Source organism: Acetatifactor muris (genome assembly GCF_024623325.1).
GTDB lineage: Bacteria > Bacillota > Clostridia > Lachnospirales > Lachnospiraceae > Acetatifactor > Acetatifactor muris.
In genome coordinates this window covers 112,273-125,001 of sequence record NZ_JANJZD010000013.1, presented here as the reverse complement: position 1 = coordinate 125,001, position 12,729 = coordinate 112,273, and the positions used below count along the sequence as shown (strand labels likewise).

The window sequence follows — 12,729 nt, the reverse complement described above, 5'->3', positions numbered from 1 at the left end:
AGAAGAGATGGAAAGAACAGAACAAAGACCGCCGGTACCGCCTGTGCCGCCGGTACCCCCCATGCCGCCGGTTCCTGCGGAGACGGAAGAGACAAAACGATTGAAGGAGAATTTTGGTTTTATCGGGCCGCTGGCATTCGGATATGCGGTGCTGTACGCATTCTGCATGTACAGAAACGGCTCCGGGGTGACATTCCCTTTTTTCGTGGCAGGCAGCCTCTTATTTTTCTTCTTGTCCTTTGCAAGACTGGGGATTTCTGTAAAAAAAGGAAGCGGATTTTACATGGCTGCCATGCTTCTGCTGGGGATTTCCACGTTCTGCACAGATGACGGGTTCCTGATTTTTTTTAATAAGCTGGGGATATTCCTGCTTCTGATGAGCCTGTTGCTGAGGCAGTGCTTTCAGACTGCACAGTGGAAGCTGGGGAAATATCTGGGCAGTATCTGTGTCCTGATTTTTGCCAGTATCGGAGAACTGGGCCGGCCCTTTACCGATGGAGCGGCCTGGCGGCAGGGCAGAGGGAAAAAGGTGGACAAGAGAGTCTGGTACGCTGCGCTGGGGCTTGTGATAGCCCTGCCGCTGTTCTTAATCGTGCTTCTGCTCCTGGCCAGCGCCGACGCCGTATTCCGTCAGATGACGGCGAGGCTGCTGCAAAGCATCAGCCTGGGAGGAATTATAAATATATTTTTCCGGATAACAGTCCTGTTTTTTTGCCGCGTATGCCGTGACCGCGTATCTGTGTAAGAAGAGAATCCGGGAAGATGTGGGGGATGTGCGCAGGGGAGAGCCTGTTCTGGCAATCACCGTGACAGGAATGCTGACTCTTTTGTATCTGTTATTTTCCGGGATACAGATTGCGGGACTTTTTTTCGGAAGCCTGAGACTGCCGGAGGGGTACACCTATGCCATGTATGCCAGAGAGGGCTTTTTTCAGCTGTTGGCAGTCAGTCTGCTGAATCTGATAATTGTGCTGTGCTGTATGGAATTCTTCAGGGAAAGCACAGTGCTGAAGATTATTCTGACGCTTATGTCACTTTGCACCTTTGTGATGATTGCATCCAGTGCGGTGAGAATGATTATGTATATTCGCTACTATTATCTGACCTATCTTCGGATTCTGGTGCTGTGGGCCCTGGTACTGCTGACCTTTCTGTTCGCGGGTGTGGTGGTGAATATATTTAAGGAGAAATTTCCGCTGTTTCGTTATCAGGCAGCCGTAGTGGCAGTGCTGTATCTGATATTATCCTTTGCACATCCGGATTATCTGATTGCGAAGGTAAATGTGGCGAACGCCCCCCGGGAAGACGGGATGGTATATCACTCCTTTTTCCTGGCGAAGGAGCCCTATAATGATTATTACTATCTGAGAAGTCTGAGTGCGGATGCGGCGCCGGTTCTGGTTCCCTACCTGAAGGAGCTGGGCTATGATATGGAGGCCTTTTACACGGAGGATGCCGTACAGTATGCTGCTGACACAAGTGCATGGGGGGCATGGGATTTGGATGCCGGGAATGCCCGTCACGTACAGATGGGTTTCGGATACTACTGGATGCGGAAAATGCAGCGGAATACAGAGAACATGGGAATTCGAACCTACAATGTGTCGAGACATCTGGCGCTGACGCATTTTCGGGATTGCCGGGAATAACAGTTCGGCAGAACTGCTGCGGCAAGAAAATATCAGTTACTGTATTGACGCATGTACCAGACGTGGAGTACAATAGATGTCAATGCCTGAACGGGATTGGCAAAGCCGGACAGGAGAACTGTGTGCCTGGAGACGGGGAATTCAATGACAAGAAGGACAGCAGAGAATCGACGGTTTGAAAGGTCTGGGAAGATGAGATGAAGTTGGAAGGTTTTTGGTACGAGACACATATGCATACCAGCGAAGGAAGCGCCTGCGGCAAGAGCAGCGGAGCGGAGATGGCAAGGGCCTATGCAAAATGCGGCTATACCGGCATTATAGTGACAGATCATTTCTTTTATGGGAATACAGCTGTGGACAGGGCTCTGCCCTGGGAGGAATGGGTGGAAGGCTTCTGCCTGGGATATGAACATGCCAGGGCGGAGGGAGACAGACTGGGGCTTCAGGTATTTTTCGGCTGGGAGTCCGGCTATCACGGGCCGGAGTTTCTGGTCTATGGGTTGGATAAAGAATGGCTGCTGGCGCATCCGGAAATCAGGGATGCCACAGTGGAGGAACAGTTTCAGCTGGTACATGAGGGCGGAGGCATAATCAGCCATGCCCATCCGTACAGAGAGGCTTCTTACATATCTGAGGTGCAGCTGTTCCCCGGATATGTGGATGCGGTGGAAGGTCTGAACGCAGCACATACGGGCAGACTGACCGGAAAAAGGCATCCGGAGTATAACGAAATGGCAATGGCTTATGCAGAAAAGCAGCATTTGCCCATGACAGCCGGGTCGGATCAGCACAGTACACAGATGCTGTACGGAGGAATGATATTTTCCCGGAAATTGAAGGATATTCATGATTTTACCCATGCCGTTATGAGGGGAGAGGCACAGCGCCTGCTGGACGGTAAGGAGGTTGTGGAATGCACAGTACAAATATGAAGCAAAAGAAATTTTCTCTGTTTCCCTATCTGTGGAAATACAAGTGGTATTATCTGGCTGGTATCGTAATTCTGCTGGCAGTGGATGCGGCAAATCTGTATATTCCGCAGTTTATAGGAGAAGTGATTGACGGCTTGACGGAAGGCATACTGGACAGGGAAGGTGTGCTTTTTCTGCTTGTGAAAATTTTCACGGCAGGCGCGGTGATGATGCTGGGGCGCTTTGGCTGGAGATTCTGCATCTTCGGTTCCGCCAGGGGAATTGAATATCGTCTGCGCAACGATATGTTCGGGCATCTGGAGATGCTTTCCGCCCGCTATTTCAACGCTCATAAGACGGGGGATCTGATGGCACGTTTTACCAATGACCTGGGAGCCATCCGTATGGCGGTGGGACCTGCGGTGGTTACAGCCTTTGACGCCATTGTGATGACGGTTATGGTCCTGATGAAAATGATATGGGATGTGGATTTTAAGCTGACAGTTATGGCATTCGTCCCGCTGACACTGGTGGCAGTGGGATGTTATTTCTATGGAATAGAGGCCAAAAAGCGCCAGACCAGGCGTCAGGAAGCCTTCTCGGGATTGTCCGACAAAGTGCAGGAGAGCATAGCGGGAATTCGTGTGGTTAAGGCTTTCGTACAGGAAGAAGAGGATTTCAGAGCCTTTGAAAAAGCCAGCGAGAACAGCATGGAGAAGAATCTCTCCATGGTAAAGCTTCGGGCTATGTTCGGACCGGCGCTGGATACTGTCACAGGAATCAGCCTTCTTCTGACGTTAGTGTTTGGAGGAAAGATGGTTCTGGCGGGGCAGATTTCCATCGGTCAGTTTGTGGCGTTTAATTCTTATATCGGAATGCTGGTATGGCCCATGATTGCCTGCGGAGACTGTATTAATAATTTCAGCCAGGCGGCGGCAGCATTTCAGAGGATCGCCAGTATCTTCCGGGAGGAACCGGATATTGTGGATAAGGTGCCGGAAGATTGCGTGAACAGAGATGTACATATCAGAGGTGATATCGTTCTGAATCATCTGACGTTTACCTATCCGGACGGTGAAGATCCGGTGTTAAGGGATGTGAGTCTCCATGTGAAAGAGGGAGAAATGCTGGGGATTCTGGGACGAACCGGAAGTGGAAAGTCCAGTCTGGCTGACTTGCTGCTGCGGGTCTACGACTGCGAGGACGGGGCCCTTCTGGTGGACGGCAGGCCTATCACGGAGTTTCCGCTGGCGGTACTGCACCGGGATATGGCCTATGTGCCCCAGGATAACTTCCTGTTCTCGGATACGCTGGAGGAAAATATTGCCTTCGGCCTGGAGGAACGGCTCAGAGACCATCCGCAGATTCGCTCCAGTATCAAGAGAGCGGCAAAGGCAGCCTGTATTCATGATAATATCATGGGTTTTCCGGAAGAGTACAGGACGCTGGTAGGTGAGCGGGGAGTGACGCTGTCGGGCGGACAGAAGCAGAGAAGCTCCATTGCAAGAGCGCTTCTGATGGATGCGTCGGTGCTGATTCTGGACGATTCCCTGTCTGCCGTGGACACGGATACCGAGGAGCAGATTCTGGAGAATCTGATGGAGCTGCGCAGGGGGAAGACCACGATTATCATTGCGCATCGTATCTCCACACTGCAGAAAGCGGATCATATCGCGGTGCTGACAGAAGGGGAGCTGACGGAGTATGGCACACATGAAGAACTGGTGGAGCTGAAAGGATTCTATGCCCATATTTATGAGAAGCAGCAGCTGGAGCAGGAGCTGACAGCCATGTAAGCAGGCGGAGAAGCTCTGAAGCTGTGGGGCAGATTTCGGAAGTGGATTTGGAGTCTCAGGAATGGCTTTAAAGGGTAGAAAGAAGAATTGGAGGGTGTTATGAGCACGTTAACCGATGATAATATAGAGTCCAGTTACAAGGGCAATGCCCTGCTGCACCTGCTTTCTTATATGAAACCTTACGTGGGGTGGGTGGTTATCTGTCTGGCGCTGGTGCTGGCGCTGACCGGTTTTGATCTGTACCGTCCCATGCTGATCGGTGATGCCATCGACTTGTTCAAAGAGCAGGGGAATTTCGATGTAATTGTGGAGACTACCATAAAGTATGCCATTGTGCTGGTGCTGAGCTTTGTGTTCAACATTACCCAGACCTGGCTGCTGCAGAAGATGGGGCAGAGTATTATTCTCACTGTTCGCAAGGAGCTGTATGCCCATATTCAGTCGCTGAGCAGCCGCTATTTTGACCTGACACCGGTGGGCAGGCTGGTGACCCGCGTCACCAATGACGTGGAAGCACTGGATGAAATGTATTCCGGCATTCTGGTTCGGCTGTTTCGCAACATTGTGAAGATTGTGGGACTGGCCGTGGTGATGCTGATGATGGACAAAAAGCTGGCGCTGATTTCCTTCATACTGCTACCCATTGTGGCGGTGCTGACTGTGGTATTCCGCCAGATTGCACGCAAGACCTACCGTATCTCCAGGACGCGGCTGACGGATGTGAATACTTTCCTGTCGGAGAACATTTCCGGTATGCGCATCATTCAGATATTCGGCAGAGAGAAACGGAAGTATGAAGAGTTTAATGACAAGAATTATAAGCTGTTCCGTGCAGGCTACAGGGAAATGATGGTATTCGCCATCTTCCGGCCGCTGATATACATTCTGAGCATTATTTCCCTGATGATTGTCCTGGGTGTGGGCAGCAGCGAAGTCATGGGAAATGTGATATCCATCGGTACACTGTACATTTTTGCCCAGTATATTCAGTCCTTTTTTGAGCCCATACAGGAGCTGGCGGAGCAGTTTTCCACTTTGCAGTCCTCCATTGCTTCGGCGGAGAAGATATTTACCATCATGAGCGAAGAACCGCTGGTAAAAGAGGATGAGAACCCGGTTATTCTGCCTGAGATCAGGGGAAGGATTGAATTCTCCCATGTGTGGTTTGCCTATGACAACGAGAATTATGTTCTGAGAGATGTGTCCTTTGTCATTGAGCCCGGCGAGAAAGTGGCTTTCGTGGGTGCGACGGGCGCCGGAAAGTCGTCAATCTTGAATCTGATCGGGAGATATTACGACATACAGAAAGGAAATATCTACATTGACGGAGTGGACATCCGCAGGCTCAGCAAGAAGCAGCTGCGGGGCGCCATCGGTCAGATGCAGCAGGATGTGTTTATCTTCGAGGGAGATGTGGAGTACAATATCCGGCTGCATGATGAAGACATTACACTTGATGATGTGAAAGAGGCCGCGGAGTATGTGAATGCTTCTCATTTTATCGAGAAGCTGCCGAACGGTTATCAGGAGCCGGTATCCGAGAGGGGCTCCACCTTTTCCGCAGGGGAGAGACAGCTGCTGTCCTTTGCCAGAACCCTTGCCCACAAGCCCAGCATCCTGGTTATGGACGAAGCGACCGCCAACATTGATACGGAGACGGAGCTGCTGATTCAGGAGGCATTGGAAAAGCTGATGCAGGGGCGTACTACCATCATGGTGGCCCATCGTCTCTCCACCATTCAGCATGCGGACTGCATTATGGTCATGCAGAAGGGAAAAATCAGAGAGCAGGGGACCCACCAGGAGCTGCTGGCCCAGGATGGGATTTACAAGAAGCTGTATGAGCTTCAGATTCATCAGACCTGAAAAGCAAAAAGGGAAGGATTATTATGTCGTTCAGGATTAAGGAAGCGAACACGAGAGAACAGCTGGAATGTGTCAGAAAATTATATGAGGAATCCTTTCCGAAATCGGAGAAGAAGCCATTTTCCATGATACTGAAAAAACGTGCGGAAGGATTTTTCGACATCCTGGCTATAGAGAATGAGGAGGGACAGTTCTGCGGTCTGGCAATTATGCTGCTGGCCGGTGGTCTGGCACTGCTGGATTACCTTGCCATTGCTCCGGAATACCAGGGCGGCGGAGCAGGGAGCAGTACCCTTCGGGAACTGCGGGAACGTTATGGCCTCGGAAGCCTTGTGGTGGAGATTGAAACCACGCTGGGAGAAGAAGCGACGCAGGCGGAGAATGCGGAAGAACGTCTGCGCCGGAAAAGGTTTTACCTGCGAAATGGAATGAAGACTATGGATTTTGTCGTGAATTTGTTCGGGGTGGAGATGGAGATTCTGACTTTTGGCAGGACAGTGACATTTGAGGAGTATTACGGCATTTATGAAGCAGTATTGCCGAAGGGGATGATGGATAAGATCAGGCTGGCGTGATGCCGGCCTTTATTCATATTGAACTATTGAAAAAGTCTGTTCGAGAGTATAAACTATATAGTACATAAATAAGGCGGCAGAAAAGCGGTGTGTTACTTCAGAGAGTCTGGTTTTGTATTGTTGCGAAGAATGAGAAGAGCTGCATAATTGTGAACAAAGGAGAGGACAAAAGGCAATGAAAGTGTACACATGTTTTCCGGAGGGAAAGGCAAAAGCGCTCACCATGAGCTATGACGACGGTAAACTTCAGGATGAGCGTTTGGTTGAAATTTTCAATAAATATGGTATAAAGGGAACTTTTAACCTGAATTACGGGTTAATGGAACAGGATCCGCGCCGTATTGTGAGAGAGCGTATCAGGGAACTGTATCAGGGACATGAAGTGGCAACACATACCATGACACATCCCACTATTGCGCGCTGTCCTCTGGTAGAAGTGGCGAGAGAAGTTCTGGAAGATCGGATTGGGCTGGAAGGACTCACAGGCGGCCTGGTCCGGGGTCATGCCTATCCAAACGGTTCTTACAGTGAAGAAATCAGGCAATTATTTCGACAGCTTGGCATTGCATATGGCCGGGTAGTGGAGGCAAGGGCGGATTATGAGCTGCCCGCGGACCCTCTGGAGTGGCATCCCACCTGTCATCACAATGATCCTGAACTGATGAAGAAGGCGGAATTTTTTGCTGAGTTTCAGAAAAAGCAGTATTTAAAGCTTATGTATGTCTGGGGACACAGTTATGAATTTGATGACAGAGATAACTGGAATGTAATAGAAGAATTCTGCAGGTATATGGGCGGAAGGACAGACATCTGGTATGCCACTAACATTGAAATCATTGATTATATGGATGCGGCAGGGAACCTGAAATTTTCCGGTAATAACGAAATGGTTTATAATCCCGGTGCCGGCAGTGTGTGGCTGAAAGTGAATGATGAGAAAATTGTAGAGGTAAAGGGCGGTACGGCAGTCAGTTTAAATGATTAAACGGAGGAGGCAGAAAGATATGCGGAAGTACATTATGGCCCTGGATCAGGGCACCACAAGTTCCCGCTGCATTTTGTTTGACAAATTGGGAAAGATTCATTTTATGTCTCAGAAGGAATTCACTCAGATTTATCCTCAGCCCGGCTGGGTGGAGCATAATCCGAAGGAAATATGGTCTTCTCAGCTGGCGGTGGCCACGGAATGCATGGCCATGGCGGGGGCGGGCGCAGAGCAGATAGCTGCTGTGGGCATCACAAATCAGCGGGAAACCACGATTCTCTGGGATAAAAATACCGGTGAGCCGGTGTACAATGCCATTGTATGGCAGTGCCGGCGTACTGCCGATATGATTGAGGCGCTAAAAGCGGATGGCTTTGACCGGAAGATCAGAGAGAAGACGGGACTGGTGCCGGATGCTTATTTCAGCGCTTCCAAAATTGCATGGATTCTGCAGAATGTGCCCGGGGTAAGAGAAAAGGCGGAAGCAGGAGAGCTGCTGTTCGGCACGGTGGATACCTGGCTGATCTGGAACCTCACAAAAGGAGCCGTACATGTGACGGACTATACCAATGCCTCCCGGACTATGCTTTTTGACATCCACAGGCTCTGCTGGGATGAGGAGATAATGGAGCGGTTCGGGATTCCGGCGGAAATACTGCCGAAGGTGCGGCCATCCAGCTTTGTCTTCGGGCATACGGACAGTTCCGTTCTGGGAGGAGAGATTCCCATTGCCGGGGCAGCCGGAGATCAGCAGGCGGCATTGTTCGGACAGTGCTGCTTTGAGAAGGGGGAAGTAAAGAATACATATGGAACCGGCTGTTTTCTGCTGATGAATACAGGAAATGACGCGATTGTGTCCAGGTCCGGACTGCTGACCACCATTGCCGCGGGGACATCTGAGGAACCGGAATATGCGCTGGAGGGCAGTGTATTTGTGGCGGGCGCTGGAGTACAGTGGCTTCGGGACAGCATGAGAATGCTGAAAAGTGCCGCACAGTCCCAGAGCTACTGCGACGCGGTGGAGGATACTGCCGGTGTGTATGTGGTACCCGCTTTTGCGGGCATGGGGGCGCCCTACTGGAACCAGTACGCCAGAGGTACTGTGGTGGGTCTGACAAGAGGCTGTGCGAAAGAACATTTCATCCGCGCCACCCTGGAGTCCATTGCCTACCAGACGGCGGATGTGCTGCAGGCCATGGAGCAGGACAGCGGAATCTTCCTGAAGAATCTGAAGGTGGACGGCGGCGCCAGCGCCAATGATTTCCTGATGCAGTTCCAGGCCGATATTGTGAATACCCGGGTGCAGCGGCCGGAATGCATTGAGACTACGGCGCTGGGGGCGGCTTATCTGGCAGGCCTGGCGGTGGGCTACTGGGAGGATAAGGAAGAAATCAGGACGAACTGGCAGATTGGAAGAATATTCGAGCCCATGATGGAAAAAGGTAAGAGAACAGAGCTGCTGAAAGGCTGGAAACGGGCTGTAAAATGTGCTCTTGTGTGGGCGGAAGAGGAATGACGGAGTTAAGTGTGGTAAAATAGTCAGAAAGAGCTTAAGAAAGGATAATGGATTATGTTAGTTCAGAAATATAAAGATATGCTGTCAGGCAAATCCGTGATCAGAGAATTGTCGGAGTTTGCCACAGCCAGAGGGCAGGAAATCGGGTATGAGAATGTGTTTGACTACAGTCTTGGGAATCCTTCCGTGCCGGCTCCCCGGGAATTTACGGATGAAATGATCCGTATGCTGACTCAGATGGGAACAAATGAGCTGCACGGCTACAGTCCCAGCCTGGGAATTACCGGCGTCAGAGAGGCTGTGGCGACGTCTCTGGAGAAACGCTTCGGACTGCCTTATCGCAAGGAACACATTTTTATGGCAGTGGGAGCAGCCGGAGCGCTGGCCCATGCTTTCCGGCTGGTGACGGAGCCCGGGGACGAGATTCTGACCTTTGCACCTTACTTCCCGGAATACGGCCCCTATGTGAATCTGACAGGAGCGGTGCTGAAGGTGGTGCCGCCGGATACGGAAAGCTTTCAGATTCATTTTGCAAAATTCGAGGAAATGCTCACGGAAAAGGTGATGGCGGTGCTGATCAACACGCCAAACAACCCCTCAGGGGTGGTATATTCTGCGGAAACTTTGGAGAGGATGGCAGATTTGCTGCGGAAGAAATCCGCGGAATACGGGCATACTATTTATCTGATATCAGATGAGCCCTATCGTGAGATTGTGTTTCAGGGAGTAGATGCCCCCTGTGTGTCCGCATTTTATGACGATACCATCATGTGCTATTCCTTCTCAAAGTCTCTGTCCATTCCGGGAGAGCGTATCGGCTATGTGGCGGTGAACCCGGCCTGCAGGGATGCGGAAGATATGGTATACATGTGCGGTCAGATTTCCAGGGGCATCGGGCATAACTGTCCGCCCTCCATCATACAGATGGCTGTGGCTAAAGTGCTGGATAAGACAGCGGATTTAAGTGTCTATGAGACGAATATGAATCTGTTGTATCACGAAATGACAGAACTGGGCTTTACCTGTGTGAAGCCGGGGGGGACTTTTTACATTTTCCCCAGAGCTCTGGAGGAAGATGCGAAGGAATTCTGCCGTAAGGCATTACAATATGATCTGATTCTGGTGCCTGGGGATACTTTCGGTGCGCCGGGCTATTTCCGCATGGCGTATTGCATTGATACGGAAAAGGTGGAGCGGTCTCTGGAAGCGCTGAGGAGATTTGTAAAGGAAATATATCGTTAAAGAGATGTTCGTCCTGAAGCGGAAAACCTGCAGGATGAATATATCAGGCCGGAAAGACAGGAAGGAACCGGCCGAAGGATATGGAAAGGTGGGATGAAGATGTATCAGGCAGGACTGATACTGGAAGGCGGCGGAATGAAAGGTGTCTATACCGCCGGTGTGATTGATTTCTTCCTGGATAAAGGAATTGAATTTTCCAGTGTATATGGTGTGTCGGCGGGGGCATGCAGCATGTGCAGCTATCTGTCAAAGCAGAGGAAACGTGCGCTGGACGTCTGCATTGACTATCTGGACAACAGGAAATACTGCAGCCTGGAAAGCCTGCTGACCACCGGCGATTTGTTTAATGTGGAGATGTGCTATCATCTGATTCCGGAGTATCTGAATCCGTATGATTATGATACCTTTAACCAGTATAAGGGAAAGGCATACAGTGTGGCCACGGATATTGCCTCCGGAAGGCCGGAATATTTCCGCATCCGGGATATGAGAAAAGATATCGACAAAATCCGGGCTTCCGCCTCTCTTCCCCTTGTGTCAAGAAATGTGAAAATTAACGGGAAGTATTATCTGGATGGAGGAATCAGCGACTCCCTTCCGCTGCAGAAGTCCATTATGGATGGGAACCGTAAAAATGTGGTTGTCATGACCAAAGAGACAGGCTATGAGAAAGGGCCTGTGGGATGGCTTTCTTTCTGGCTGACAAAATTAAGATACTGGCGCTATCCCAGGGTGGCAAGTATGATGGCGGAGCGGCATATGCATTATAATGAACAGGCCGCATACATTGAGAGACTGCGGAAGAGTGGAGAGGTGTTCGTGATACGGCCGAAAAAGACAGGCAACGTAGGTCGTGTGGAGAAGGATGTGAAGAAGCTCAAAGCACTTTACCGACAGGGGTATGCGGACGCGAAGATGTGCTATGGGGAAATGAAGCGGTTTCTGGAGAGCTGAAGAAGACGCGGCAGAAAAGTGATATAAGACAGAATTAAGAAAGAAATGGAGATAAAATATGATCGAAATTATCAAAGCAATCATCTATGGCATTGTGGAAGGAATTACCGAGTGGCTGCCAATCAGCAGCACAGGACATCTGATTCTGGTGGAAAGCCTGATGCCTTTTCAGTCAACCGAAGCCGGCGGTACCGTCAGCGAAGCCTTTTTCGGGATGTTCGATGTGGTCATCCAGCTGGGAGCCATTCTGGCGGTGGTGGTGCTGTTCTGGAGTCAGATATGGCCTTTCGCACTGACGAAAAAGGAGCGGGAGAAGCAGAGTGGAACCGGAATCATGACATATTTTAAAAAGGATATCTGGGTCCTGTGGTTTAAGATTCTGGTATCCTGTGTTCCTGCGGCGGTAATCGGGATTCTGTTTGACGATGTATTTGATGCATTGTTCTACAATCCCGTCTGTGTGGCCATTGCATTGATTGTGTTCGGTGTGGCGTTTATTATCATTGAGAACTGGAATAAAGGAAGGCAGCCGAAGGTGAGGAAATTGTCACAGATTACATACCAGACGGCTTTGATGATTGGTGTGTTCCAGGTGATTGCAGCCGTTTTTCCAGGTACTTCCCGTTCAGGTGCCACCATTGTGGGGGCTTTGTTGATCGGTGTGTCCAGGACCGTTGCCGCGGAGTATACCTTCTTCCTGGCCATTCCGGTGATGTTCGGGGCGAGCCTGCTGAAGGTGGTGAAGTTCGGCTTCGAATTTACATCTCTGGAGCTGACATTGCTGACTGTGGGCACTGTGGTATCCTTTATCGTATCTCTGTTCGTGCTTCGGTTCCTGATGGGCTATATTAAAAAGCATGATTTTAAGGTGTTCGGCTGGTACCGGATTGCGCTGGGGGCAGTGGTGCTGCTGTATTTTGGGCTGATGGCGAAGTAAGATAGGATGGAGGAATTCAAGTATGATTTTTTCAAGCATTTATGCGAATGATGATCTTTCCAGGTATCCAGAGGCAATTCAGAAGGCGATTCGCTTTGTGGCGGAGACGAGGAAGACCTGTATTTTTATGATCAAGTGGAAAATGAGACATTGATTCATGCCGTAAAAGGATGTTATGCAGTGTTTTTCCCCAATGATATTCACAGACCGGGAATCTGGATTGACAGACATCCTGTACATTACCGGAAAGTTGTAGTGAAAGTCGATGTAGATTTGCTCCGAAAAGTATAATTCGGAG

General features: G+C 50.2%; 13 protein-coding genes. All 13 read left to right on the top strand.

The annotated features are described in order from the left end of the window. Window positions 1-7: 7 nt before the first annotated feature. The 13 genes from NSB25_RS14085 to NSB25_RS29670 all read left to right on the top strand — a co-directional run bounded on the left by NSB25_RS14085 (window position 8) and on the right by NSB25_RS29670 (window position 12,722). Window positions 8-745, top strand: coding sequence for a DUF4153 domain-containing protein (locus tag NSB25_RS14085; RefSeq protein ID WP_103240279.1), 738 nt, complete (start codon window positions 8-10; stop codon window positions 743-745). Next, window positions 726-1,649, top strand: a complete 924-nt coding sequence (locus tag NSB25_RS14080; protein ID WP_103240278.1) for a DUF4153 domain-containing protein — start codon at window positions 726-728, stop codon at window positions 1,647-1,649. Before NSB25_RS14085 ends, NSB25_RS14080 begins: the two co-directional genes overlap by 20 nt. A gap of 197 nt (window positions 1,650-1,846) precedes the next feature. Continuing rightward, window positions 1,847-2,581, top strand: coding sequence for a PHP domain-containing protein (locus tag NSB25_RS14075; RefSeq protein ID WP_103240277.1), 735 nt, complete (start codon window positions 1,847-1,849; stop codon window positions 2,579-2,581). After that, the gene (locus NSB25_RS14070) at window positions 2,563-4,356 is read left to right on the top strand and encodes an ABC transporter ATP-binding protein (protein ID WP_242982453.1); all 1,794 of its coding nucleotides are present in this window, start codon (window positions 2,563-2,565) and stop codon (window positions 4,354-4,356) included. Before NSB25_RS14075 ends, NSB25_RS14070 begins: the two co-directional genes overlap by 19 nt. A gap of 99 nt (window positions 4,357-4,455) precedes the next feature. Then, entirely contained in the window at window positions 4,456-6,222 is a 1,767-nt protein-coding gene (locus NSB25_RS14065) for an ABC transporter ATP-binding protein (protein ID WP_103240276.1), read from the top strand. Between the two features lie 23 nt (window positions 6,223-6,245). After that, complete coding sequence (locus tag NSB25_RS14060) at window positions 6,246-6,797, top strand: GNAT family N-acetyltransferase (protein ID WP_103240275.1); 552 nt, start codon at window positions 6,246-6,248, stop codon at window positions 6,795-6,797. Between the two features lie 175 nt (window positions 6,798-6,972). Then, window positions 6,973-7,782, top strand: coding sequence for a polysaccharide deacetylase family protein (locus tag NSB25_RS14055; protein WP_103240274.1), 810 nt, complete (start codon window positions 6,973-6,975; stop codon window positions 7,780-7,782). Window positions 7,783-7,801: 19 nt separating this feature from the next. Continuing rightward, entirely contained in the window at window positions 7,802-9,298 is a 1,497-nt protein-coding gene (glpK, locus tag NSB25_RS14050; RefSeq protein WP_103240315.1) for a glycerol kinase GlpK, read from the top strand. 54 nt (window positions 9,299-9,352) lie between these two features. Continuing rightward, on the top strand, window positions 9,353-10,540 hold the full coding sequence (locus tag NSB25_RS14045) for a pyridoxal phosphate-dependent aminotransferase (RefSeq protein WP_103240273.1): 1,188 nt from the start codon (window positions 9,353-9,355) through the stop codon (window positions 10,538-10,540). Between the two features lie 93 nt (window positions 10,541-10,633). Continuing rightward, window positions 10,634-11,494: a patatin-like phospholipase family protein gene (locus tag NSB25_RS14040; RefSeq protein ID WP_306817611.1), complete on the top strand. Its 861-nt coding sequence runs from the start codon at window positions 10,634-10,636 to the stop codon at window positions 11,492-11,494. A gap of 58 nt (window positions 11,495-11,552) precedes the next feature. After that, window positions 11,553-12,431, top strand: a complete 879-nt coding sequence (locus NSB25_RS14035) for an undecaprenyl-diphosphate phosphatase (protein ID WP_103240272.1) — start codon at window positions 11,553-11,555, stop codon at window positions 12,429-12,431. Window positions 12,432-12,453: 22 nt separating this feature from the next. Continuing rightward, window positions 12,454-12,585 (top strand): hypothetical protein, encoded by a 132-nt coding sequence (locus NSB25_RS14030; RefSeq protein ID WP_257479266.1) that lies wholly within the window; start codon window positions 12,454-12,456, stop codon window positions 12,583-12,585. After that, entirely contained in the window at window positions 12,567-12,722 is a 156-nt protein-coding gene (locus tag NSB25_RS29670) for a YhcH/YjgK/YiaL family protein (RefSeq protein WP_242982452.1), read from the top strand. The genes NSB25_RS14030 and NSB25_RS29670 overlap by 19 nt, the downstream gene beginning before the upstream one ends. The last annotated feature ends 7 nt before the right edge of the window (window positions 12,723-12,729 follow it).